We start from the raw sequence: 22,409 nt of genomic DNA on the forward strand, positions 1-22,409 counted from the left end.
TCGTGTGGGGCTGTGGCGGACGGTGTTCGGCGGGGGCTGGCGCGATGCGCCGGCCCCCGGTCGTCCCCGCCCCCCGCACCTGACGTCGAACAACGTCGCCTTCGAGCTGAACGCGCCCGAGATGATCCGTCGCGGCGGATCGACGACGGGCCCGCTCGCGCCCCGCGTCGGCCGCGCCGAGGCCTTGACCGTCGGCGCGGTGAAGCGCGCGCGAGACCTGGTGTGCGCCACGCTCGGCACCCTGCCGATCCGGCTGCACGACTCCACCCGGAACGCGATCCGCTCCGATCTGCTCGAGCAGCCGGAGAGCGACGTTGCCCGCTCGGTCACCATGACCCGCATCGCCGAGGACATGCTGTTCGAGGGTGTCTCCTGGCTACGCATCACCGAGTTCGGCTGGCACGGGTTCCCCACCAAGGTCCGCCGCCTGGAACCGCGCAGTGTCACCGTGCGCACCGACGCCCGCGTGTACGTGTCCAGTGAGGACGGTCGGCCGCAGGGCATCGCCGAGGAGCACGTGCCCGACGCCGAGCTGATCCGGATCGACTCGCCCAACGAGCCGCTGCTGAAGTCCGCCGCGCGGGCCATCCGAATGGCGATCGCGCTGGACCAGGCCACCGAGCGCTACACCAGGGACCCGCTGCCGCTGGGCTACTTCAGCCCTGCCGAGGGCATGGCCGACCAGGACCCGAATGAGATCCAGCCGTTGCTCGACGAGTGGGAGACCGCCCGCTCTGAGCGCTCGTGGGGCTACATCGGTGCCGCGCTCAAGGCGAACGTGCTGCAGTGGGACCCCGAGAAGCTGCAGCTCGCCTCGTCGCGCAACGCGATCGTGCTGGAGATCGCCCGGCACGCCGGTGTCGACCCGGAAGACCTCGGGGTGTCGACCACCTCGCGCACCTACGCCAACGCCGAGCAGCGCCGCCTCGACCTCGTCGACTTCACCCTGGCCGCCTACGTCGGCGCGATCGAGACCCGGTTGTCGATGCCCGACGTCGTGCCCGGCGGGCACCTCGTGCGCTTCGACTACGCCGGGTTCCTGCGCAGCGACACCAAGACCCGCATGGAGACCTACAAGGTCGGCCGCGAGGTCGGCGTCTACAACGACCAGCGGATCGCCGAGATCGAGAACATCCCCAGCGCTGTCCCGCAGCCCCCGCCGAAGCCCGCGCCGCGGCCGGCCGACACCCCCGACGAGGAGACCACCGTGCAGCAGTCGGCCCCGCGCCCGCTCCGCGTTGCCCCCGCCCCCGCGCACGTGCCCTCGGCGCAGTTCGCCAGCACCGAGACCGGCACGGCCCTGCAGACCTTCACCTTCGGTGGCGACGCCGTGGCGGCCCAGTTCGCCGTCGACAGTGCGAAGAGGACCATCACCGGGCTCGCGGTGCCGTGGAACATGATCGCCCGATCGGGGTGGGCGTTGTGGAAGTTCCCGCCGGATTCGCTGGTGTGGTCCGATGTCTCGCGCGTGAAGATGTTCCGCGATCACGACTACGACCAGGCCGTCGGTGTCGCGACGTCGCTGCAGTCCACCGACGCGGGCCTGGTGGCCACGCTCAAGGTCGCCCGCGGCGCCGAGGGCGACACGATCCTGACCCTCGCCGAGGACGGCGTGCTCGACGGCCTGTCCATCGGCGTGTGGTTCGACGGTGAGTCCGACGACTGGCAGCCCGACCCCGCCGACGAGCGCGTGCGCCTGGTCCGCCGCGCGTCCCTGCGTGAAGTCAGCATCACCCCGATGCCCTCGTTCGACACCGCCCGCATCACGTCCGTGACCGCATCCCAGACCTCGCCCGGGGCATCGGCCCCGACAGCAAAGGAGAACAGCACCATGACCGCACCGGCTCCCGAGCAGCAGCCCGCTGCCGCGCCCGCCGCCCCGGCTGCTCCGGCCGCCGGTACCACCGCCGCGCCCGCCGCTCCGGCCGCGCCGGTGCAGGCCTCCGCGCCCACCGTCGACATGGCCCAGTTCACCGCGGGCATGAGCGAGGCCGTCGCCACCGCCGTCGCCGAGGCCTTCGCCAAGCTGCCGTTCCAGCAGCAGCACGAACGTCAGGTCGTGCCCGCCGGCCGTGCCGTGGTCACGCAGGAAGCGCCGGTCTACTCGATGAACGGCTACGGCCACTCGCTCGTGCGCGACTCCTGGCGCGCGCACCGCGAGTACGACTCCGAGGCCCGCGAGCGGCTGCGCAAGTTCGAGGCGCAGACCGACGACATCGCCAAGCAGGCCGCGTCCGTGATGTTCGCGGCGAACACCACCAACGCGGCCGCCGTGATCCCGCCCGGCTACCGGCCCGACCTCTACGTCACGCAGCTGATGCGCGGCCGCCCGCTCGTCAACGGTGTCTCGCGCGGCGCGCTCGAGGACGCGACCCCGTTCACCATCCCGTCGTTCACCTCGGCATCGGGCATGAGCAGCCAGCACACCGAGGGCACCAACCCCAGTCCCGGCACGCTCGAACTGGACGTCGTCACCGTCACCCCGCGCGCGATCTCGGGCACTTTCCAGCTCACGCGCGAGATCGTCGACAGTTCGAACCCGGCCATCGACGCCATCGCCATGCAGGCGATGGGCGAGTCCTACAGCCAGCAGACCGAGGGCATGGTCTACGCCGAGGTCAACGGCGCCAACGGCCAGGGCGGCCCCATCACCGCCGGTTTCACCCCCTCCGGTGCGCAGGCCTCCGCCACGACCGGCGGTTCGGCTGCTGAGGGCACCTTCGGTGGCCGCGAGCTGATCGCCGGCATTCGCGGCGCCGAGGCGCTCTACCCGTTCCGCCGCTTCGCGGGACCGACCCGCGGCTACCTCTCGCAGGAGGGCACGAGCGCGCTGGCCACCGCGGTCGACAACGACGGGCGCCCGCTGCTGCCGCCGGCCAACCCCTCGAACTCGGCCGGTACCGGTGTGGCCGGGCAGGCGTGGGTGATCGACAACCTCGTGTTCGAGCCGTGCTGGTCGATGACCGGCAACGCTGCGGGCGACGCCGACGCGCTCATGTTCAACCAGGCCGACGTGTGGGCGTGGGAGTCGGGCCTGCTGACGTTCCGCTACGAGGAGCGCAACGGCCCGGCCAACGTCGACCTCGCGCTGTTCGGGTACTTCGCGTCCCGCGTGCTGCGCCCGGTCGGCCTCTCCGCGGTCCGCCACACCCGGGGCGAGTGACGATGGCTGCCCGCAAGCGGAGCACGAGCACCGCCGCCGCGGCTCCGGAGCAGGCCGCGACCGCGCAGGGGGCGGCCGCGTCAGCTCCGCAGCCCACCAGCGCCGCACCGGAACCTGTTGCGGCTGAGTCGGCCCCGGCTGCCGACGAGCAGCAGGCAGCCGGGGCCGAGCCGGAGCCCGCTCTGGCCGAGCCCAGCGCCTTCGTACCCGTGCACACCTACAAGGTCGTGCGCCGCGATGGTGCGCCGGTGCGCGCCGGTGGCCACGTGCTCACCGACGACGGCTGGGCGCCGGAATCGAGCGCGCGGTGATGACGGCCCCGCGGCACCCGAGCATCGACAACCTCATGCGGTTCTTCGCGTGGGAGCACCTTCCCGCGCACCTGCAGGAGGTGTCCAAGCCCTTCGCCGAGCTCGCCGAGCTCATGGCGGCACGGCTGGAGGGTCCGGAGCTGGCCGCGGGGCTGCGCAAGCTGTTGGAGGCCAAGGACTGCTGCGTGAGGGCCGCGCTATGACCGAACCGGCACCGGCCCTGTCCTGGCCGCCCACCGTGGCACAGATCAAGATCGACCAGAAGATCGAACCGGACGACACCCGCGACGACGTGCGCCTGCAGCAGGTACTCGATGCCGCGATCGTGTTCGTCCGGTCTCGGCGGCCGCGGTTCAACTACGACAGCGAACCCGAGTCCACACTGCCCGCGCCCACCCACGATCTGATCCTGGGAACGATGCGGCTCGCGTTCCGCTGGCACACGCGCCGGCGCTCGCCCGACGCGCTGATCGCGATGGGTGAGCTCGGCAGCACGCGGGTGCCCTCATTCGACCCGGACATCGAGCAATTGCTGCGGATCGGCCGCTACGCCAAGGCGGTCATCGGATGAGCCTGGTGCGTGAAGCCGCCGAGCGGCTCGAGGCGGCGTTGGCAACAGTGGGCGATCTGCGGGTGACTCGTGATCTGGGGTCCAACGTGGACCCACCAGCGGCGATCATCGGGCCGCCGCGGCTGGACTGGGACGGCTACCTCCCGCTCGGTGAGCTCGCCCAGCCCACCAGCGCGACGTGTGTGGTGTACGTGGCCGTAGCCAACGACGATCGGTCGCTGGAGCGGTTGTGGGAGTTCGTTCCCCGCGTCGCCGCCGCGTTGTCCGAGGTGCAGGACGCCGTCACGACCAGCGCTCTGCCCGGGATGTTCCCGGTCGGCAACGCCGACCTTCCTTGCTATGAGATCACCGTAGAAATGAGCCTGACATGAGCGTTCACCAGCGCCGCCTCAAGCTGATCAACTTCACCGTCGACGGGATCGCGTTCGAGTGCCAGATCCGGTCCTGGACCCTGGATCCGGGCACCCAGGACGGCGATCGGCAGTACACCTACTGCAGCGGCTCGGAGGAGGGCGACAACTCGTTCATCGAGGAGACCGACGACGAGCCGACGCTGCAGCTGACGGCGTTCTCCGACTGGCGTAGCGATGGGTTCTCGGACTTCCTGTGGACCCACGCCAACCAGACTGTTGACTTCGTACTCGATCACCACCCCAACCTGCCCGAGGGCAAGCGGTGGCGCGGTCGGGTGCAGATCAAGCCCGGCCCTGTCGGTGGCGACGCGCGCACCACAGAAATCACCGAGGTCACGCTGCCGATCGTCGGCACCCTCGGCGACGGCCTGTACTACGAGCCGATGGGCGCGGGGGCCTAGTCATGGCGCGCGCGAACGTGCTCACGCAGCCAATCGTCAAGACCGGAGTCGAGCCGGAGCTGACGGCGCCCACCGTCGACGGTGACGTGATCGACACCGGCCGGGTGCTGCTCATGGTCGACAACGCCGGTGCCTCGCCGGTGACGGTCACGGTGCAGACACCGCTCACCGTGGACGGCCTGGCCGTCGACGAGCTCGCCGTGCAGGTTCCTGCCGGTGGCCGTCGACTGATCGGCCCGTTCAGCAAGACGACGTTTGGCCGCCCGACCGGGCAGCCCGACTCCGGTCGGGCCTATGTGGACTACTCGGCTGTGGCCGACGTGACAAGGGGAGTTTTCTCGCTGTGAAGCTGAAAATCACGCTGACGCCGGAGCACGGCGACGCGATTGACATCGAGACGAACAGCCGCGACGTCCTGAACTGGGAGCGCACCACCAAGGGCGCATCGTTCGGGAGCTTTGTCGACGACATGCACATCGTCGACCTCTACAAGATCGCCTGGTACGCCAGCCGCCGCCTCGGCGAGTACAGCGGGCCGCTCAAGGAGTTCGAGCAGGCCTTCGACCTCGAGGTCGACCGGGCTTCGGACGACGAAGACGACGACGAGCTGGACCCTACCCAGTTGGGTCTCTAGCGCGGCTCGTCATCGAGCTGGCGATAGCGACCAACACCGCACCGAGCGCGTGGTGGGACGAGGACGAACGCACCCTCTTCACCGCGCTGGACGTGCTGAAGCAGCGAACCGACGCACGCGGTGATCGTGCGCCCGGGGCCGGAGGCCCGACAGGAATGCAGCTGTCGGGCTAACGGAGGAGGGCGCACGGATGGCGGGCACAGCGTTGACCGTGCGCATGCGCATCGACGGTGTGCGCGACACCCTGCAGGCGCTGCAGGCGATGCCGAAGGACGCCAACGAGCAGCTGCGCGAGCGATCGATGGCGCTGGCGACGGTGCTCGCCGAGGACGCGGCACTCAGTGGCCGTGCGGAGGGCGCGCAGGCCGCGCTCGTGGCCGGCACGGTCAAGGCGCGGCGCGACCGGGTGCCGGTCGTCGAGGCCGGTGGCACCAAGCGCCTCGGCCGTAACAAGGCACCGGCGTGGGCGCTGCTGTTCGGCTCGGTGTTCGGCATGAACCGCCGTTCCGGCTGGTTCGGTGCGCCTCGCTTCCGGGAGGCCACCGGTCGCCAGTACCGCCCGCACGGCGGGCAGGACGCCTACTGGTTCTTCCCGGTGATCGAGGCCAACCAGGCGAGGATCGCGCGCGAGTGGAACGCGGCGGCATCGGAGATCGCCCGCAAGTTCGGTCGGGGCGGGTAGCTCATGGCCGACTCTCAGCGGACGATCCGGATCCGGTTCGACGGCACCGCGGACCGGTTGCGGGCGGCCGCGAACCGGGTGCGTGAGGAGCTGCGCGCCTCGACGCGCGGCGTCACCGACTACAACAAGCACATCGCCGACGCCGCGGCGCGGGTGCGCCGCGCCTATGACGGTGAGGCGGACGCCACCGAGAAGCTGCGGGTCGCGCAAGCTCGGCTGCAGGAGGTGCGCGACGCGGCGGTGGTGAAGGCCTCGACGCTCGCCGCGGCCGAGGCGGCGGTGGCCAAGGCCACCCGGGGTGTGGCCGCGGCACAGGCCACCCACGCCGAGGCCACTCGCCAGTACGGCGAGGCGCAGCAGGAAGCCGTGCGCCAGGCCGAGGAGGCGCGCCGCTCGTCGGGGCGGCTGCGGGCGGCGATCACCTGGGTCGGTGATGCGGCTGACCGGGCACGCGGGATGGTGACCCGCTTCGGTGGGGCGTTCCTGCGGCTGGCGCTGGTCGGCGCGGCACTCAACGGCGTGATCGGGCTCGTCGCCGGGCTCGCCGGCGTCATCGCGTCGGCCTCGGGTGCGCTGGGGTTGCTGCCCGGGATCGCCGCGGCCGCCGTCGCCGGTTTGGTCGCGGTCAAGCTCGGCGGCGAGGGCATCGAGCGCGCGTTCAAGCGCCTCACCCCGACGTTGGACGGGCTGCGCTCGGCGGTGTCGGGCACGTTCGAGCGTGGGCTGCGGCCCGCTGTCGACAACCTCAACGAGGCCCTGCCCAAGACCGAGACCGGCCTGAACGCCGTGGCGGCCAGTGTGTCGGACGCCGCGACCGGGTTCACGGCCATGCTCAAGCAGGGCCGCAACACCACGACGTTGAACCGGATCCTGCTCACCTCGTCGAGGACCGTCCGGAACTTGGGGAAGTTCCTGGCCCCGGTGGGGCAGGCGCTGCTCGACATCGCCGACGTGGGCGGCGAGGTGTTCGCCGACCTCACCGAGGGCGCCGGTGCGGCGGGGGAGCGGTTCGCGGAGTTCATCAAGCAGGCCAAGGAATCCGGCCAGCTGCGCGAGTGGATGCAGGAGGGCATCGACACCTTCCGCGAGATCGGCGACGTGCTCGGCGATGTGTGGGCGACCGTGCGCAGCGTGTTCGCCGCCCTGGAGGAGGGCGGCGCCGGTCTCGGCGGGGTCCTCGGCCCGGCGATCGAGACACTGAAGGAGTTCGTCGAGTCGGCCGAGGGCCAGGAGGTGTTCCGCACGCTCGGCGGGATCCTCGAGGACTGCTCCCGCATCATCACCTCGCTGCTCGAGCCCGCGCTGGCGCTGCTGCAGCCGATCATCGGACCGCTCGGCCGCGCCGTGGACACCCTGGCGAACTTCGTCGAGGAGGACCTGGCCCCGGCGCTGGAGACGCTGGCCGAGTTCATCGGCCCGCTCATCGGCCTGGCCCTGGACCTGACCACGGCCGCCGACGGGCTCGGCATCAAGGTGCTGGTCGCCGCGGCCGCGCTGGCCACGTTCGCCAGTGCCGCGCGCAGGCTCAAGGGCATCGGTTCGACCATCGCGGGCGCGTTCTCATGGCGGAACTCGAGGGCCGACGGCAGGCGCGACGGCAACGGCTACGTCGGTGGCGTGGTCGAGAGCACCGAGAAGGGCGGCAAGAAGAAGGGACCGAGCGCGGCCCGGCAGTTCGGCGGGGCGTTCTCGCAGGGCCTGAAGGCGCTCGGGTGGGTCGGTCTCGGCTACGCGATCGCCGACGAGATCACCGGTGGGTGGCTCTCCGCCCGGGTCGAGGACACGGTGGCCTGGACCGGCGAGCAGATGACCAACCTGATCGTCAACGAGTGGGGTCCCAAGATCACCTCGGCGAGCAAGGGGCTCACGGACTTCGGCAACACCGCCACCCAGACGTGGACCACCGTCGCCAACACCACCACGCAGAAGGCCGGCGAGATCACCGCCACGATCGGCCAGAAGGCCGGCGAGATCCCCACGTTCTGGAACACCGCGATGAGCACCACCGCGTCCGGGAACACGCTGGCGTGGACCGGGATCGCCGATCAGGTGCGGGGCAAGGCGTTCTGGGCGGCCTCGAGCGCCACGACTGCGGCGACGAACACGCGCAACGGGTGGTGGTCGCAGCTGTCGGCCACCGGCTCGGGCAACGCCACGATCTGGGACCGGATCTCCCGCGACGCCGGCAACAAGTCCCGGTCGGCGGCGCTGTCGGCGAAGACGCAGGCGAACAACGCGCGCGCCTGGTGGGCGGGCGGGGTCAACGGCGCGGCCGGTGCGAACAACAACGCGTGGGCGCGGATCGTGGCCGAGACCAGGCGCCAGGGCGACATCAATCGCAAGCGTGCCGAGAACGCCGCCAGCGGCGTGCGCAACGCGTTCTCCGGGATGTCGCTGTGGTCGCAGGGCTCGGCGATCATGTCCAGCCTCCGGGTGGGAATGCAGGCCGCTCTGCCCGGGGTGCTCGGCTTCGCCGCCGGGATCGCCTCGCAGATCGCCGCGGTCAAGGGCCCCATCGAGAAGGACCGGCGGCTGCTGATCCCGCAGGGCCGGGCGATCATGCAGAGCCTCACCACCGGACTGGACTCCGGGCTGACCGAGGTGCTGCGCACCGCGGCCGCGATCGCGCCGGCCATCGCCGCCCGGGTCGGCGGCTCCGGTGTGGTCACCCGCGGCTACCTCGACGCCGCCGCCCTGCCCGTCACCGGCCAGACCGCCACTGCCGGGAGCTCGTCGACGAGCACGCCCACCGAGCAGATCACCGAGGTGCGGGTGTTCATCGGTGACCGTGAGCTCACCGACATCGTGCGCACCGAGGTCACCACCCGCGACCGGGACACCCGGCGCCGCGCCAGCCAGGGAGTGGGGGCCGCCCGATGACCTTGACCGCCACCTACGCCGACGACCTCTCGCGCGTGCGCCTGTCGATCACCGGCGCCCCGGCCGCGGCCGACTACGCGCGGGTGGAGCGCTCGACAGATCTGATCACCTGGTCGACCGTGCGCGGCGGCGACACCGTGCCCCTCACCACCGGGGCGGGCTCGCTGGACGACTACGAGTTCACCCCGGGCGTGCCCAACCACTACAGGGCGTCCTATGTGGACTCGGCGCCGGTGTCGTTCGTCGGTGCCGGGGCCGCGGCCGCCGGGGTCAACGCCGCGCTCACCCCGCCGCTACCGACCGGGCTGCTCGAGGGCGACCTGCTGCTGATCTGGACCGCGATCCGCAACACCGCGGGCCGCCCCGTCGTCCCCGCGGGCTGGAGCACGCTGGTCGAGGTCGGCAACGCCGCCCTGCTCGGCCGCCGCTACCTGCCCGGCGACACCGCGCCGACCGTCGGCTTCACCGGTGGTGTGGCCGGCGCGGACACGCTCGCCCAGTGCGCGGCGTTCCGCAACGCCGCGCTCACCCCGGCCACCGCCAACACCCAGATCAACACCAGCGGCCAGAACATCGCCTACCCGCCGTTGACCGTGCCCGGCGACGGGCACCTGGTGCTCATCGCCGGGTGGAAGGCCGACGACTGGGCAGGCGTGGGCATGCCGGTCACCGAGATCGGCGAGCCCTCCAGCGTCACCGGCGACGACGCCGGGATCGCCTGGTGCTACCTCGTGCAGAGCACGCAGGTCAACGTCGTGCCCGGCGTGTTCGATGTCTCCGGCGGCGCGGCCGCGGTGTCCCGAGCGGTCACCGTGGCGTTCCGGCCCGCCGACCGGCTCGCCGCCGAGCAGGCCACCGTCACGCCGGCCATGACCGGGGTGTGGATCAAGAACGTGCAGCGCCCCTACCTGAACCGGCGCGTCGTAGTCACCGACTTCGGGCAGATCACCCGGCCCGCCCGCGGCGGCGTGTTCGAGGTCGTGTCCCGCTCGCTGCCGGTCGCGGTGACCGACCTGCGCGGCTCGCGCCGCTACCCGCTCACCATCACCGCCGCCAACCTCGACCTCGCCGAGGACCTGGACTACTGCTTCGCCACCGGCGAGCCGGTGCTGCTGCACGTGCCACCCGGCTGCCCGTTCCCCGGCATGTACGCGGTGATCGGCGACATCAGCACGGACAAGCACAGCAAGCGCACGCTGCGCCGGTTCCTCGAGCTGCCGCTGACCGAGGTCGCCGCCCCGCCCGGAACGCTCGTCGGCGAAACCGTGCTCTACGCCGACCTGCTCGCCGCGTTCGCCACCTACGCCGACCTGCTCGCCACCGAGCCGACCTACGCCGACGTGCTCGACCGCATCGCCGACCCCGAAGACGTGATCGTCCCGTGAGGCCCGTGTCCGATCGGTTCCTGACCACCATCCGCGGCTCGCACGCCATGTGCGCGCGGGTGCGGGTGTGTCCACCGGGGCAGGTCGGCATCAACCCGCACGGCGTCGAGATCGCCATCACCGCGGGCGACGTGCGCCTGGACGCCACCGCACAGATCCGCGGGTCGCTCGACCTGACCACGACCCACGAGTGGCCCACCGACGCCGGCGGCACGCTCACGCCGTACGGCAACGAGCTGTTCGTGGAGCGCGGCGTCGTCTACGGCGACGGCGTGCGCGAGTGGGTGTCGCAGGGCTACTACCGGCTGGAGGACGCCGACCAGGAGGAAGCCCCGTCCGGGCTGGTGCGGCTCTCCGCGCGCGACCGGATGGCCGGCATCGTCGATGCCCGCCCGCTCGCACCGCAGGAGTTCGGGCCCGGCACGTCGGTGGCGGCGATCTTCGACTACCTCGTGGGCGAGGTCTACCCGGGTGCGGTGGTGTTGTTCGACTTCGACGCCGCCACCGCGAGCTTCCCGGGCAGCCACATCCTCGAGGACGACCGGTATGCGTTCCTCAAGGACATCTGCGACTCCCTCGGCAAGGTCATGTGGTGGGACTACGCGGGCAGGCTCCGCGTGGAGACCGCGCCCGACCCCGCCCGCCCGGCGTTCGCGGTCAACCACGGCCGCGGCGGCGTGGTCACCAAGGTCTCGCGCTCGCTCTCGCGGCAGGGCGTCTACAACGCCGTGGTCGCCACCGGCGAGCAGGCCGGCGAAACCCCGCCCGTGCGCGCCGTGGCGTTCGACCTCAACCCGAACAGCCCGACCTACTGGAACGGCCCGTTCGGGCGGGTGCCGAAGTTCTACAGCTCGACGTTCCTCACCACCGAGGCCCAGTGCCAGACCTCCGCCGACGCGATGCTCGCCCGCGCGATCGGCCTGCCCTACTCGGTGGACTTCTCGATGGTGCCCAACGTCGCCCTCGAGCCGCTGGACCCCATCGCCGTGTCCTATTCGGACCGCACCGCGCCGGAGACACACGTGATCGAAACCCTGACCGTCCCGCTCGACTCGGGCGCGGCCATGACCGGAACCACCCGCGCGAAAGTCGAGGTCGACGAGTGAGGTCCACCGACATCGCCGCCCTGCTCGCCGACGGAATGCAGCAGCAGGTCACCGGAACCACCGAGCTCGGCTGGCACACCGGCGTCGTGCTGTCCTGGGACGACCTCACCGGCCTCAACAGCGTCGAGATCAAGGGCCGGGTGTTCACCAACCTCAAGGTGCTCTCCACGGGCTCGGTGCAGCCGTTCCAGCCCGACGACGTGGTGGGTGTGCTCCGCGTGGGCACCACCTACTTCATCTTCGGCAAGATCCGCGCGCCCGGCGCCGGGGCGGGTGAACGCATCGACTCGGACCGCGTCGCAGCGTCGTTGTTCGTGCCCAACAACGACACCTTCGGCGACCTCACCGGCTCCTACGGCCCAGAAGTGACCGTCTACATCGGATCACAGCGCCGGGCGCTGGTCATTCACTCCTGCGAAGTCATCATCTCGGGCGCTGTGAACATCGGGCAACAGGGGCAGATCCATCAGGGCGTGGCGATCTCCGGAGCCACGCAGGCATCCCCAGCATCCGCGATCACCAACGCCTACCTCAAAGGGCCCGCGGGGGTGGCCGGATCTGCCTCGGCCACGACGTTCATCACCGCCGAGAACGGTCTACAGCAGGGGCTCAACACCTTCACCTGCAAGTACCGCGGTCTCGCCGACGGAGATCAAAACCTGCAGGTCAACAACCGTGTCCTGACCGTGATGCCGTTCTAGGAGCCCTCCATGCCGACCACGCCGATCTACTCGCTGCCCTACCCGGCGCTGAGCGACCCCCCGAACGTGCCCGCCGACATCGCGGCACTCGCCACTGCGTCGGAGGCTGGCCTGGCGCAGATCGCGGCCGCGATCGCCGCGCAGCTCGAGGGCCGCCACGCCCGCTACATCGCCGCGGGCAACATGTCGCTGCCCAACGCCTCCTACACCAAGCTCGCCTACGCCCAGCCGATCGAGACCAGCTCGGACATCGCCGTGTCCGGCGGTGGCACCGACTTCACCATCAACCGGCCCGGGGTGTGGCTCGTCGAGGCCGGCGTGCGCGCACTGCCCGCCTCCGGTGGTGGGCAGCGGTTCCTCCGGATCGCCGCGGCGTCCAACAACGGCACCGCCTACGGCAATTCCGCGCAGATCACCGTCGGCGCCTCGCACGTCACCGCGCTGTCGACGACCACGGTCCGCCGGTTTCCCGCGGGGACGACGCTCGCCGCGTGGATGTATCAGGACTCGGGCGGGCCGCTGTCGACCAGCCAGCAGCTCGAGGAGAACCACATCTCGTTCACGTGGCTGCGGGCATGACCACTTCGAGGGGGTGTGTGTGAGTGAGGTTGCTGACCTGGTCGTCGCGATCGGCGGGCTCATCGGCTCGATGGTCAGTGCCTACGTCCTGCTGCGGTCGCATGTGGACCGCAAGCGGGAACCGAGACGAGTCGCGAAGCGGGCCGCGTCCTCGTCGGCTGCAGCGTTTCTCGACGCGCTCGCTGACGGCCAGATCACCCCGGACGAGGTCGAGGAGCTCCGCCGTGCGCTCGAGGACGAGGACGGTGAGCCATGAGACCGGATGACGCACGTCAGCTGCGCGACAACGCCGCCGAACGGGCCGTGCAGGAATCCGACCGCAGACGGGGTCCGTGGCTGGCATTCGCCATGCTCGTGCTCTGCGTAGCCGGTGGCTTCGGCTACCAGCAGTGGCGCGTCAACTCCACACAGGATGCCGTCGTCCACAACGCCGCCGCAGCCGCCGCGCTGGCCGCGCAGGTGCGCGAGCTCGGCGCACGCCCGGTCGTCGAGCCGCCTTCGGTCGAGGAGCCGGCCGAGATCGTCGAAGTGCCGCGCGTCGACCCCGCCGCGGTGCGCGAGGCGGCCCGGCGCGCGGTGCAGAACTACTGCGCGGACGACCGGTGCCGCGGCGCCGACGGCCAGGCGCCCGACCTCGACGCCATCGTGACCGACGTGCTCGCCCTCATGCCCGCACCGCGCGACGCCCCGCCGGTTACCGACGACCAGGTGTTCGCGCAGGTCGCCGCGCTGTGCGGCCAGCCCTCCGAGCCGTGCCGCGGCAGGACCGGCAACACCGGTGCCGACGGCGTGGACGGCCAGAGCCCGCCGTGTCTGTCCGAACCGAACCAGTGCCGCGGCGCGGACGGCAAACCCGTGGCGTCGTGGACGTTCGTCGACAGCCTCGGCCGGACCCAGCAGTGCACACGCGACACCGGCTCACCCGACACCGCGCCGACCTACACCTGCACCCCCGAACAGACCGAAGGGAGCTGACGTTGAACATCATCGGCCGCAGCAAGTGGGGCGCCCGCCACGACAACGGTTTCACCGACGCGCCGCTGCCCGCGCAGGAGGTGTGGCTGCACCACTCCGTCACGATCGCGCCCGACCTGCAGTGGGTCGACGCCGACCGCGACGGCGTCGACGACGACGAAGAACGCGCCATGCGCACGCTCGAGGACATCGGCCAGGACAGGTTCAACGGGGGGATTTCCTACACGTTCCTCGTGATGCCCTCGGGTCGGATCTACGAGGGGCACGGCGTCGGCCGCCAGGGCGCACACACCGGCGGCCGCAACGACATCGCGCGGGCGATCTGCTTCGTCGGCAACTACGAGACACACCGGCCCACTCAGGCGCAGCTGCGGGCGGCCGCGTGGCTGCTGCAGCACGGCAAGGCCCGCGGCTGGTGGAAGGCCGCCCGCCTCAACGGCGGACACCAAGACCTCAAGCCCACGGCGTGCCCCGGCAAACACGCCTACGACGCCATCGACCACATCAACGCGCTCGCCGCAGGCGGGCCCATCCAAGGAGAGGACGACATGCCCCTGACCGACGCCGACATCAAGAAGCTGGCGAACTCGAACGTGTTCCAGAAGGCCCTCTACAACGCCGTGTGGCACGGAGCCGACGGCGCGCCGCTGATCAAGAACAGGCACCCGAACCTGCCGAACGGCTGGCCTGAGATGTTCATCGGGTCGCTGCCGGACTGGGTTCTCCGGCAGCAGGTCGCGCCGATGCGCGGTGAGCTCGCCGGCATCACCGAGCTGGTCCGCCAGCTCGCGAAGGACGAGGCGATCGATCTCGCCGCCGTGCAGGCCGCAGCAGCGTCCGGCGCCCGCGCCGCCCTCGAGGAGGGCACCGTGCGGGTCGACGTCACCGTGGCCGGAGGTGACCAGCAGTGAAGATCGGCACCATCGCCAAGACGCTCGTGGGCGCGGTCGGCACGGTCGTGACCGCCCTGGCCGCGGCGGTCGCTGACGACGTGCTCGACGTCAGCGAGGGCACCGGCCTGGCGTCCACGCTGGTCCTCGCCGCCGCCACGGTCTACGGGGTATGGCGGGTGCCCAACGCACCCGACGAGCCCGTGGCGAAGTCGCGTGCCGCGATGCTGCGATGCTGCGGGCGCTCGACGACGCCGCCGAGCTCGGCCGCGTCGCCGAGGCGCAGGCTCGCGCGCTCCGCGGCGGCGACGCCGATCCTCTGTCGTCTCCGGGGGGCCCGGGTAGCTGAGTGACGCAGGCAGCACCGGCCCCACGCCGTGCGGGTGTGGGGCCGGTTCGCTGCACAGGCTGGCGCTGTCCCGTTCCTGGCCTGGAAATGTCCTGTGAGGACGCTGGAAAAATGGGGCTATCACGCACGCCCGATCAGGAGACCACGTTGACCGACCAGCACGACGCCGACGAGGCCCGCACGTTCTCGCTGTACATGGTCCTCGCCGTCACCCACGGCCTGCCCTCCTACGGCTCGCATTACCGCGACATCCTCGAGTTCATGAGCGGCGAGACACTGCCGTCGCCCTCGAGCTCGCTCGGCGTCACCGAGCCGTGCAGGGAGTGGCTGCACGAGCAGCACCCGCGACTGCGCGACGTGCCGCCCCGCCCGGACTTCGGTGATGACGAGCAGGCGATGGACGCGTGGGCAGCCGAGCAGGCAACACGACTCGGGACCACGCACCTGCCAGTTCGGCCGCTGCCCGCCGACCGCCGCGACTTCACCACGCCGCTGAAGCGGATCGTGGCCGCCCTCGACGACTGACCTAGCCCCCACAACGCTCCGGCGCCTGTAAGCTGCGCTGGAACCACGAGGTGTCTCCCCGGCGGCCCGAGCCGCTGACCTCCGAACGCATCGCCCGGCGTGAGCTGGGCGCGTTGCTCGAGGAGACACCGATGCCCGTGACCCGCGTGCGGCCCGATCCGCTGCGGCGCCAGCGATTCCGCCGTGCTGGCAGCCTGTTCTCCGGCTATGGCGGCCTGGACATGGCCGCGGCCGCGGTGCTCGGCTGTGAGCCCGCGTGGTTCTGCGAGGTCGACCCCGCCGCGTCGGCGGTACTCGCGCATCACTGGCCGAGCACACCGAACCTCGCCGACATCACCACTGTGGACTGGTCCTCCGTGGCGCCGGTTGACGTGCTGACCGGGGGATTCCCGTGTCAGGACTTGTCGACGGCGGGGCGCCGCGCAGGCCTCGCTCCGGGCACCCGCTCCGGGCTGTGGTCGCACATGGCCCACGCGATCGGTGTGCTGCGGCCGCGGCTGGTGATCGCCGAGAACGTGAGAGGACTGCTCAGTGCCCCCGCACATAGCGACATGGAACCCTGCCCGTGGTGTCTGGGAGACAGCGGCGACGTCGCTGCTCTGCGGGCACTGGGTGCCGTTCTTGGAGACTTGGCCGACCTCGGGTATGACGCGGCGTGGACTGGCCTACGCGCCAGCGACATCGGCGCCCCACACCACCGGCACCGGGTGTTCGTCGCCGCGGTTGCTCGCGACGCCGACGGCATCCCTGGCGCTCGGCGGGGGCTCGCAGCACCCGGACATCCGGAAGGCGGGCGGGCACCAGCCGTCGCTGGCGGATCAGGTTGTGCACCTGCTGCCGACACCGAGGGCGAGCGATGGCACGAAGGGCTCACCCGGCCAGCGCGCCAGCTCCGGGGACCTGACGGTGTCCTCCGCCGTCGCCCTGCTGCCGACGCCGACGGCCGCACGCTCCGGCAGCAACGGCGCCCAGCGCGCCGACGCCGACCGGCGCCCGTCTCTCGACGCGATAGGCCGGCTCCTGCCCACACCGACCGCAGCCGACGCCAGAGGCAGCCGCAACGCCACCGCGAACCGCTCCACGTCGGGGCACCACACGGGACAGACGCTGATGGACGTGTTCTGGACTGGGGACCGTACGCGCACGCGATCCGGCGCTGGGAAACGGTCCTCGACCACCCGGCCCCGAGGCCGACGGCGACGAGCGCGCGCGGCGGCCAGGTCCTCAACCCTGCACTGCCCGAGTGGATGATGGGCATTCCCGGGCACATCACCGCGGTGCCCGGGCTCTCGCGCGCGGACCGGCTGCGCCTGGCCGGTAACGGCGTCATCCCGCAGCAGGCCGCGGCCGCGCTGCGCTACCTGCTTCCCCGGCTGCTCGCCGAATCGAGCTGATCAGACTTGGCCCGGAGGCTGCAGCTGGGAGGCCTGCACGCCTCCGGGTCAACACCCAACTACGGGGCGTGTCTAGTCGAACACACCGGCGAAAACATACGGTGCGTCGGCCGTGTTCGTCGGAGGCTGCCGGTACTCTCTGGGATCACGTGCCAGGGGAACCCTGGCACGGCCGGAGGCCGCATGGTTGCGTCATGCGGCCTCCGGAATCCGTATCCACCTCCGCGCCGGGGTCAGCGGCCGGAGGGGTGATCGCCGTCACAATGGAGGTAGGCGACATGGAAGAAGTTAGCAAGACGTACCCGTGGAAGAAAGAACCCACACCCAACAAGGGTGATCTGGGTCCCACGATCGAGCATTCGGTCTCGGCGTTCGACCGCATCAGGAGTGTGCGGCCCGACGGCACCGAGTACTGGTCGGCGCGCGATCTGCAGCCGTTGATGGGTTACGCAACGTGGGAACGATTCAAGAGTCCGCTGTTCAGGGCGCGGCAGTCAGCTGAGAACACCGGTATTGATCTGACCTCGAACTTTCGCCGATCTGCGAAAGATCGAGGTGGGCCCGGCCCGGCGCAGGAGGACTACCAGCTGTCCCGGGAGTGCGCCTACCTCGTTGCCATGAACGGCGACCCCAACAAGCCTGAGGTGGCCGAGGCGCAGGCCTACTTCGCCGGGCAGACCCGCGAGGCAGAGGTTGCTCAACAGGAGCACGACGAGCTGCCCGTATGGGCTCAGCAGCAGATCGAGACGATCCGCAGGGTCGGCAAGATCGAAGTTGAGCAGATGAGGCAGCGCGAGCGGCTCGACGATGTCGAACACCGCCTCGACGGTATCGAGGGACGCCACGACTGGTTCTCGGCGCTTGCCTGGGCACGTAGGCACAAACTGTCGACCTCCGTCGCGGCAACCAGGTCGCTCGGGAAGCGTGCGGCGCAGATCTGCCGGGAGAAGGGAATTGCGCCCGGCAAGACCCAGCACGAACGCTACGGCGAGGTCAACACCTACCCGGCGACGGTGCTTGCTGAGGCTTCCGGGGCGATGTCCACACCCGCGTAGCCAATCGCTCCTCACAACCACCCCTGCGCCCGGCCTGACCACGGCGTGGGGGTGGTTGCGCTTGGTCCCCTTGCTGCTGGACCGACTCGGGATACCCGCGTTGCGGTCACGTGCAGGTGCGCGGTCGCGTAACTGGATACCCTGCGAGCCCCCGCGTCGTCTCCCACTGGCGCGGGGGCTTTCCGCTGGTCGCGCACGCGTCGACGGGGCATCCTGCACTCATGGCAGGCAAGTCCCGAGGGCGCTACACCGTGGCACGGGTGCGTGAGCACGCGCAGCGGCACGTCATCGTCGACCTCGATGGCTACGCGCCGGTGGCCGATCCCGGTAGCGGCGACGCGATCGAGCCTGCCCGGTTGGCCGTCCACTACGCCCGCACCCGCGACCAACCGTGGCAGGCCGTCGGCGTCACCCTCAGTGGCGTGCACGGTCGTGTGCGACGCGAGATCGAGTGGGCTGCGGAGCCGATCTCGACTGCGCAGATACCGCTACGTGAGGCGCCCCGGTGGCTGCGGGGCATCGTCGCTGCGGAACGGCCCAACTGACCCCCTGGTCGGCGGGGGGTTTGAGCGCGTTTTTCAGGGGCACTGAGTTTTCGTTGGCGGGTACGGCGCGAGTGCGATTGGAAGTGTCTCGGATGCGCGAACGTGGGCTGCGATACGCCGTGTGGGTGGCGTTGTGGGACGAACGCCTCTAGCAGCGATCTGCGGCCCCTGCGCACACTCTGGACGACGCCACATGGCATCGGGGCGGGGTCTGATTGGTGCGTGCGGTGTCACCTCGTGGGGCCGTGCGGGGCGTGTCTCGCGGGGCCGAGCTGCGCGACACGGCGAGGGGAGGACCTACCGTCGCGCAGCTCCGGACCGTGGTGATGCTCGGGGCGCGCGTCGAGGGTGCGTCCCGAGCCGTGACCGATGGCGGGGCGTTCTGACAGGCTTCGAGCATGCGGGGTAGATGGGCTGTCGTCGTGCGAACGCGCGATCAAGGGTGGCAGTACGTGATCGTCGACCTCGACGGATTCCCGGCTGTTCCCGACCCTCGCAGCGAGTTGCTCATTGAGCCGAGCCGACTGGAGATCCACTTCCAGCTCGCGCAGGAACAGCCGTGGCGCGCGGTGGGCGTGATGCTGGGCGGTCTGTACCGGCTGATGTACCGCGAGATCGAGTGGGCTGCCGAGCCGGTCTCAGCCGTGCAGGCACCACTGCGCGAGGCGCCCCTGTGGGTCCACACCATCGTCGAGGCGGAACAACCAGCCTGACGTCCTGCATGCAGGGGCATCGCATCTCGGGCTGACATGGTGACGCCCCCGGCCGCGCTGGGGGTCGCGAGCCGGGGGCGAGGGGGATGATCGGTGATTACCCAACGCCGATCAGCGGTGACGCTAGCGACGCCGGAGCCGAACGGGGGCCGGTTCCGGCCAGCGTCACCCGGTTGAGTCGATCAGGGCCAGGTGGGTGTTACAGCGGCGCGGGCACCCACTGCACGCAGGTTGGGCGCTGCTTGGTGGCGATGTACTCGCGGACTGCGGTGCGCACGGTCGCGATTGGGACCTCGGATCCGGGGTCCTGGTCGTACTGGTGTCCGTCCCAGGTGAAGTACTCGACCGGCTCGGCGTTCAGACCGTTCTGAGGCAGCTGGAGTTCGTGAGGCTCAGCCCAGCTGAGGCACCCGCGCTCGCCGCGGACGCCGGCTACTAGCACGTGTTCGTCGTCCTCGCCCGAGAACAGCTCCCACACCACACCAGCTTCGGCCGGGCGCGACAGTTCGCGGCTGACCTCGTCCATGATGCGCAACAGGGCGTCGGCGTCGGTCACCGTGGTGATGTCGTAGGCGGGCTGAGCGGTCATCGTGGTGCTCATGCGGTCCCCTCGTAGGTCTCGGTGAACGGTTCGCCCTGCTGAGTGGTGCCATGCACGGTCAATGTGTGCCCTCTGGGAAGGTACCTCGGCAGCACTTCACGGCAACCGAGAAGCATCCTGCTGCGTGCCCGACATGGCTCGTTGTTGATCGTGATTTCGCTGTGCTGCCGCCCCTCCAGCAGCATCTTCGCCGCGGCTTTGAGCTCGACGTGGTTACCCAGACGGCGAGCGGTCTGGACTGGGAACCCGAGCTCGGTCAGGCGCTGACGGATCGCCGGTGTCCACGTTCCGTCTTGGCCCGAGGTCAGCGGAGTGAGGCTGCCATCGGCGTAGCCAACGGTGCGGTCCACGGCCTGCCCGGCTCGCACCCTGCGCGGCAACATGTCGACACACCACTCAGCTTCGCGCGGGTACCGCGAGCCATCCGGCGCCGCCACCCCCGGCGGATCCGGGGGAGCCTGACGCGTAGGCGTGGCCTCCGTCCGACGTGGCGCCGCGTCGGGCTCTGGGCCGGTGGCGCCGAGCTCGTCGAGGTAGCGGCGCAGGGACTCGTCGACGAGCTGCAGCGGGCCGTGGATTGCGCCGACCTCGTCGACGAGCTGCGCGGCGAGCGCGGGCAGTTGCGCGGCCTCTGGATCGCTGGAGCCGTGCAGCAGGGCGCCGTAGACGTCGCGCGCCTCAGCCATGAGCCCTGTGGCGTGTTCGGCGTCGGCGCGGACCTGGGTGAGCAGGTCTAGCGCTCGCCGGACTGCCGCGGCGAGGTCCTCGACCGACATCCGCTCACCCCCGTCTCGGAGCATGGCACGACCGGCCGACAGGATCCGGGCGTTTCGCTGTGGCCCTGCCCGGCTCGGACAGACAACTCGGGACCGAGCCGGGCAGGGATAGCCCGCATGGCGCAGGGAGGCCTACTGTGCGCCGGGCGGGCATGATCGGCGCGCCGCCTGCCGGTGCTGTGCCGCACCAGAAGGCAGCGAGCCGCTGTTCAAGGAGATGGACGGCCGCCGGGCAGGCGGTTGGACTCGCGGTGTTCCTGGCACCACGCGGTGACCTCGTCGCACACGTAGACAGCCCATCGGAACGCCATTGCCACCATCACGAGATCGCCCATGGTCGCGAAGGGCGAGTGCGGCATCGCTTGGCCGCACTCTGTGCAGTGGGCGGCGATGTGGCGGGGCACGTTGAGCCAGGGCATGTTCATCGGGACTCGCCAGCTTCCAGTGGGTCCTCGTCGAGCCTCTCGTCGAGAAGCGGCCAGTGCGACGGCTTGACCTCGAGCAGGAGGCCTATCGCGCGATCCTCGTCGCCGTCCCGCATGGCGACGTAGAGCTCAAGCCACTGGTCGCCGCTGACCATCGCGTACTCCGTGCCGTCCGGCCCCATGGCCCAACTCATGACGGCTCCGGAAGGGACAACAGCCCGTCGACGACCTCTGCCAGACCGCCGTCCTTCTGCCAAACCACCTGGCCGGCACCGTCCCAGCGAACCGCAGCGGCATCGTCGGCGTGGCGTAAGCGCACGCCGTCGACGTGTCCATCGGGCCACCCGCGCAGGCCGTTGATCTGGCGCACCTCACCCTCATCGTTGAATCGGTGCACGAACTGCCAGCCGGCGTTCCGGAGGTCGATCAGGCGTTGCAACGCGGGATGCGCACGCACGGCTTCTCTGTCGATCTGCGCCGTGTCCATCACGCCACCTCCCTGCGCGTCGTCGCATCGGCCAGCCACACGCAGGTCTGGCACCTCGGAGGGTCGGTCAGGCGCATGTCAACCACACTTGGCCAGATCAACCAGTTGCACCGGGTGTGCACGAACGCGGCACCGCTGTCGTCCTTTCTGGTCTCGACGACGAGGTGCGCCTGTTGGCCTGCCGTTCGCCACTCTCCTTTTCCCACATGGGCAGTTTCGGCAAGCATCCTCAGGCGCAACAGCGCTTCAACAACGGCGTTCGTCGAGCGTCGGCCGTGGTTCTATGCCTCTTGCGCCTAGAACTCAGACCGTCGCGACGGAGCGGTAGCCTCGGGCGCGTGGAACTGCTTCCGTTCGACGAGTATGTGCGTTCCCTGCACCGCAAACGGATGTCCGCTGGTGTGCTGTTCCGTGACGCAGCCAGTCGCGTGCTGCTGGTCGAGCCGTCGTACAAGCCACATTGGGACATTCCCGGTGGCTCAGTCGATGCTGAGGAGGCGCCGTGGACGACCGCGGTCCGTGAGGTCCGCGAGGAGATCGGCATCGAGCGACCGCTTGGCCGCTTGCTGGTGATCGATCATGTCCTGGACCACGGTGGAATGCCAGAGGGCATCGCGTTCGTGTTCGACGGCGGCTTGCTCACCGTCGAGCAGGTGGCTGGCCTATCGCTGACGGACCCCGAGATCGTGTCCGCCGGCCTGTACACCCTCGACCAGACCACGTCCCGGGTGAAACCATCGCTTGCGGCACGCCTGTCCGTCGCCATGGACGCCGAATCCAGTGGCCAGCTGGCGTTGTGCGAGGACGGCAAGCCCGTAGCGGGCTAGTCTATTCACGCTGCATATGCC

The 22,409-nt window shown here is 70.4% G+C and carries 29 protein-coding genes and 1 pseudogene; 26 read left to right on the plus strand and 4 right to left on the minus strand.

The genetic code is table 11. The features are described 5' to 3' along the window. The first annotated feature begins 4 nt into the window (after positions 1-4). From JHE00_RS12410 to JHE00_RS12520, 25 genes and pseudogenes are all read left to right on the plus strand, one after another. Positions 5-3,163 (plus strand): phage portal protein, encoded by a 3,159-nt coding sequence (locus JHE00_RS12410; protein ID WP_200318025.1) that lies wholly within the window; start codon positions 5-7, stop codon positions 3,161-3,163. Between the two features lie 2 nt (positions 3,164-3,165). Then, entirely contained in the window at positions 3,166-3,474 is a 309-nt protein-coding gene (locus tag JHE00_RS12415; RefSeq protein WP_200318026.1) for a hypothetical protein, read from the plus strand. Continuing rightward, positions 3,471-3,677: a hypothetical protein gene (locus JHE00_RS12420; RefSeq protein ID WP_200318027.1), complete on the plus strand. Its 207-nt coding sequence runs from the start codon at positions 3,471-3,473 to the stop codon at positions 3,675-3,677. Before JHE00_RS12415 ends, JHE00_RS12420 begins: the two co-directional genes overlap by 4 nt. After that, positions 3,674-4,045: a hypothetical protein gene (locus JHE00_RS12425; protein WP_200318028.1), complete on the plus strand. Its 372-nt coding sequence runs from the start codon at positions 3,674-3,676 to the stop codon at positions 4,043-4,045. Before JHE00_RS12420 ends, JHE00_RS12425 begins: the two co-directional genes overlap by 4 nt. Then, positions 4,042-4,416 carry a hypothetical protein gene (locus tag JHE00_RS12430; RefSeq protein WP_200318029.1) on the plus strand — a complete coding sequence of 125 codons (375 nt, stop codon included), beginning with the start codon at positions 4,042-4,044 and terminating at the stop codon, positions 4,414-4,416. Before JHE00_RS12425 ends, JHE00_RS12430 begins: the two co-directional genes overlap by 4 nt. Then, positions 4,413-4,859, plus strand: a complete 447-nt coding sequence (locus JHE00_RS12435; protein WP_200318030.1) for a hypothetical protein — start codon at positions 4,413-4,415, stop codon at positions 4,857-4,859. The genes JHE00_RS12430 and JHE00_RS12435 overlap by 4 nt, the downstream gene beginning before the upstream one ends. 2 nt (positions 4,860-4,861) lie before the next feature. Continuing rightward, positions 4,862-5,206 (plus strand): hypothetical protein, encoded by a 345-nt coding sequence (locus JHE00_RS12440; RefSeq protein ID WP_200318031.1) that lies wholly within the window; start codon positions 4,862-4,864, stop codon positions 5,204-5,206. Continuing rightward, positions 5,203-5,493, plus strand: coding sequence for a hypothetical protein (locus tag JHE00_RS12445; RefSeq protein WP_200318033.1), 291 nt, complete (start codon positions 5,203-5,205; stop codon positions 5,491-5,493). Before JHE00_RS12440 ends, JHE00_RS12445 begins: the two co-directional genes overlap by 4 nt. A gap of 190 nt (positions 5,494-5,683) precedes the next feature. Next, on the plus strand, positions 5,684-6,175 hold the full coding sequence (locus tag JHE00_RS12450; protein ID WP_200318035.1) for a hypothetical protein: 492 nt from the start codon (positions 5,684-5,686) through the stop codon (positions 6,173-6,175). A 3-nt stretch (positions 6,176-6,178) separates the two neighbouring features. After that, positions 6,179-9,055 (plus strand): hypothetical protein, encoded by a 2,877-nt coding sequence (locus JHE00_RS12455; protein WP_200318037.1) that lies wholly within the window; start codon positions 6,179-6,181, stop codon positions 9,053-9,055. Beyond that, positions 9,052-10,440, plus strand: coding sequence for a hypothetical protein (locus JHE00_RS12460; protein WP_200318039.1), 1,389 nt, complete (start codon positions 9,052-9,054; stop codon positions 10,438-10,440). Before JHE00_RS12455 ends, JHE00_RS12460 begins: the two co-directional genes overlap by 4 nt. A gap of 5 nt (positions 10,441-10,445) precedes the next feature. After that, positions 10,446-11,546, plus strand: coding sequence for a DUF5047 domain-containing protein (locus JHE00_RS12465; protein WP_200318041.1), 1,101 nt, complete (start codon positions 10,446-10,448; stop codon positions 11,544-11,546). Further along, on the plus strand, positions 11,543-12,247 hold the full coding sequence (locus JHE00_RS12470) for a hypothetical protein (RefSeq protein ID WP_200318044.1): 705 nt from the start codon (positions 11,543-11,545) through the stop codon (positions 12,245-12,247). Before JHE00_RS12465 ends, JHE00_RS12470 begins: the two co-directional genes overlap by 4 nt. 9 nt (positions 12,248-12,256) lie before the next feature. Next, complete coding sequence (locus JHE00_RS12475; protein ID WP_200318046.1) at positions 12,257-12,826, plus strand: hypothetical protein; 570 nt, start codon at positions 12,257-12,259, stop codon at positions 12,824-12,826. Between the two features lie 19 nt (positions 12,827-12,845). Beyond that, positions 12,846-13,082 (plus strand): hypothetical protein, encoded by a 237-nt coding sequence (locus JHE00_RS12480; RefSeq protein WP_200318048.1) that lies wholly within the window; start codon positions 12,846-12,848, stop codon positions 13,080-13,082. Next, positions 13,079-13,801 (plus strand): hypothetical protein, encoded by a 723-nt coding sequence (locus tag JHE00_RS12485; RefSeq protein WP_200318050.1) that lies wholly within the window; start codon positions 13,079-13,081, stop codon positions 13,799-13,801. Before JHE00_RS12480 ends, JHE00_RS12485 begins: the two co-directional genes overlap by 4 nt. A gap of 2 nt (positions 13,802-13,803) precedes the next feature. After that, complete coding sequence (locus JHE00_RS12490; RefSeq protein WP_200318052.1) at positions 13,804-14,712, plus strand: N-acetylmuramoyl-L-alanine amidase; 909 nt, start codon at positions 13,804-13,806, stop codon at positions 14,710-14,712. Further along, complete coding sequence (locus JHE00_RS12495) at positions 14,709-15,044, plus strand: hypothetical protein (RefSeq protein ID WP_200318054.1); 336 nt, start codon at positions 14,709-14,711, stop codon at positions 15,042-15,044. Before JHE00_RS12490 ends, JHE00_RS12495 begins: the two co-directional genes overlap by 4 nt. Positions 15,045-15,151: 107 nt before the next feature. Further along, entirely contained in the window at positions 15,152-15,565 is a 414-nt protein-coding gene (locus JHE00_RS12500) for a hypothetical protein (RefSeq protein ID WP_200318055.1), read from the plus strand. A 221-nt stretch (positions 15,566-15,786) separates the two neighbouring features. Continuing rightward, a pseudogene (locus tag JHE00_RS36070) lies at positions 15,787-16,242 on the plus strand (DNA cytosine methyltransferase); the annotation flags it as partial. Beyond that, complete coding sequence (locus tag JHE00_RS35060; RefSeq protein WP_230423212.1) at positions 16,187-16,816, plus strand: hypothetical protein; 630 nt, start codon at positions 16,187-16,189, stop codon at positions 16,814-16,816. The pseudogene JHE00_RS36070 and the gene JHE00_RS35060, both read left to right, overlap by 56 nt. Then, on the plus strand, positions 16,813-16,959 hold the full coding sequence (locus JHE00_RS35065; protein WP_230423213.1) for a hypothetical protein: 147 nt from the start codon (positions 16,813-16,815) through the stop codon (positions 16,957-16,959). Before JHE00_RS35060 ends, JHE00_RS35065 begins: the two co-directional genes overlap by 4 nt. 248 nt (positions 16,960-17,207) lie before the next feature. Beyond that, entirely contained in the window at positions 17,208-18,014 is an 807-nt protein-coding gene (locus JHE00_RS12510) for a hypothetical protein (protein WP_200318057.1), read from the plus strand. 221 nt (positions 18,015-18,235) lie between these two features. Then, on the plus strand, positions 18,236-18,559 hold the full coding sequence (locus JHE00_RS12515; protein WP_200318058.1) for a hypothetical protein: 324 nt from the start codon (positions 18,236-18,238) through the stop codon (positions 18,557-18,559). Positions 18,560-19,011: 452 nt separating this feature from the next. Further along, positions 19,012-19,272, plus strand: coding sequence for a hypothetical protein (locus JHE00_RS12520; protein WP_230423214.1), 261 nt, complete (start codon positions 19,012-19,014; stop codon positions 19,270-19,272). A 199-nt stretch (positions 19,273-19,471) separates the two neighbouring features. On the opposite strand, the gene JHE00_RS12525 is transcribed toward JHE00_RS12520, so the two are convergent. The 4 genes from JHE00_RS12525 to JHE00_RS12540 form a co-directional block, all read right to left on the minus strand. After that, positions 19,472-19,873 carry an Imm1 family immunity protein gene (locus JHE00_RS12525; protein WP_200318060.1) on the minus strand — a complete coding sequence of 134 codons (402 nt, stop codon included), beginning with the start codon at positions 19,871-19,873 and terminating at the stop codon, positions 19,472-19,474. Continuing rightward, the gene (locus tag JHE00_RS12530) at positions 19,870-20,649 is read right to left on the minus strand and encodes a DddA-like double-stranded DNA deaminase toxin (RefSeq protein ID WP_200318062.1); all 780 of its coding nucleotides are present in this window, start codon (positions 20,647-20,649) and stop codon (positions 19,870-19,872) included. Before JHE00_RS12530 ends, JHE00_RS12525 begins: the two co-directional genes overlap by 4 nt. A gap of 421 nt (positions 20,650-21,070) precedes the next feature. Continuing rightward, on the minus strand, positions 21,071-21,268 hold the full coding sequence (locus JHE00_RS12535) for a hypothetical protein (protein ID WP_200318064.1): 198 nt from the start codon (positions 21,266-21,268) through the stop codon (positions 21,071-21,073). After that, positions 21,265-21,561 carry a hypothetical protein gene (locus JHE00_RS12540; protein WP_200318066.1) on the minus strand — a complete coding sequence of 99 codons (297 nt, stop codon included), beginning with the start codon at positions 21,559-21,561 and terminating at the stop codon, positions 21,265-21,267. The genes JHE00_RS12535 and JHE00_RS12540 overlap by 4 nt, the downstream gene beginning before the upstream one ends. A 338-nt stretch (positions 21,562-21,899) precedes the next feature. Here JHE00_RS12540 and JHE00_RS12545 point away from each other — a divergent pair, with 338 nt between their 5' ends. Then, positions 21,900-22,388: an NUDIX domain-containing protein gene (locus JHE00_RS12545; protein ID WP_200318068.1), complete on the plus strand. Its 489-nt coding sequence runs from the start codon at positions 21,900-21,902 to the stop codon at positions 22,386-22,388. The last annotated feature ends 21 nt before the right edge of the window (positions 22,389-22,409 follow it).

It is taken from the genome of Prauserella cavernicola (genome assembly GCF_016595675.1).
In the GTDB taxonomy this organism is placed as follows: domain Bacteria; phylum Actinomycetota; class Actinomycetes; order Mycobacteriales; family Pseudonocardiaceae; genus Prauserella_A; species Prauserella_A cavernicola.

What these genes read in the sequence shown, in the direction of transcription:
- JHE00_RS12415 (WP_200318026.1), top strand. Translation starts at nt 3,166, where the DNA reads ATGGCTGCCCGCAAGCGGAGCACGAGCACCGCCGCCGCGGCTCCGGAG.
- JHE00_RS12425 (WP_200318028.1), top strand. Translation starts at nt 3,674, where the DNA reads ATGACCGAACCGGCACCGGCCCTGTCCTGGCCGCCCACCGTGGCACAG.
- JHE00_RS12430 (WP_200318029.1), top strand. Translation starts at nt 4,042, where the DNA reads ATGAGCCTGGTGCGTGAAGCCGCCGAGCGGCTCGAGGCGGCGTTGGCA.
- JHE00_RS12435 (WP_200318030.1), top strand. Translation starts at nt 4,413, where the DNA reads ATGAGCGTTCACCAGCGCCGCCTCAAGCTGATCAACTTCACCGTCGAC.
- JHE00_RS12440 (WP_200318031.1), top strand. Translation starts at nt 4,862, where the DNA reads ATGGCGCGCGCGAACGTGCTCACGCAGCCAATCGTCAAGACCGGAGTC.
- JHE00_RS12450 (WP_200318035.1), top strand. Translation starts at nt 5,684, where the DNA reads ATGGCGGGCACAGCGTTGACCGTGCGCATGCGCATCGACGGTGTGCGC.
- JHE00_RS12455 (WP_200318037.1), top strand. Translation starts at nt 6,179, where the DNA reads ATGGCCGACTCTCAGCGGACGATCCGGATCCGGTTCGACGGCACCGCG.
- JHE00_RS12460 (WP_200318039.1), top strand. Translation starts at nt 9,052, where the DNA reads ATGACCTTGACCGCCACCTACGCCGACGACCTCTCGCGCGTGCGCCTG.
- JHE00_RS12475 (WP_200318046.1), top strand. Translation starts at nt 12,257, where the DNA reads ATGCCGACCACGCCGATCTACTCGCTGCCCTACCCGGCGCTGAGCGAC.
- JHE00_RS12485 (WP_200318050.1), top strand. Translation starts at nt 13,079, where the DNA reads ATGAGACCGGATGACGCACGTCAGCTGCGCGACAACGCCGCCGAACGG.
- JHE00_RS12500 (WP_200318055.1), top strand. Translation starts at nt 15,152, where the DNA reads ATGGGGCTATCACGCACGCCCGATCAGGAGACCACGTTGACCGACCAG.
- JHE00_RS35065 (WP_230423213.1), top strand. Translation starts at nt 16,813, where the DNA reads ATGATGGGCATTCCCGGGCACATCACCGCGGTGCCCGGGCTCTCGCGC.
- JHE00_RS12515 (WP_200318058.1), top strand. Translation starts at nt 18,236, where the DNA reads ATGGCAGGCAAGTCCCGAGGGCGCTACACCGTGGCACGGGTGCGTGAG.
- JHE00_RS12525 (WP_200318060.1), bottom strand. Translation starts at nt 19,873, where the DNA reads ATGAGCACCACGATGACCGCTCAGCCCGCCTACGACATCACCACGGTG.
- JHE00_RS12530 (WP_200318062.1), bottom strand. Translation starts at nt 20,649, where the DNA reads ATGTCGGTCGAGGACCTCGCCGCGGCAGTCCGGCGAGCGCTAGACCTG.
- JHE00_RS12535 (WP_200318064.1), bottom strand. Translation starts at nt 21,268, where the DNA reads ATGAGTTGGGCCATGGGGCCGGACGGCACGGAGTACGCGATGGTCAGC.
- JHE00_RS12540 (WP_200318066.1), bottom strand. Translation starts at nt 21,561, where the DNA reads ATGGACACGGCGCAGATCGACAGAGAAGCCGTGCGTGCGCATCCCGCG.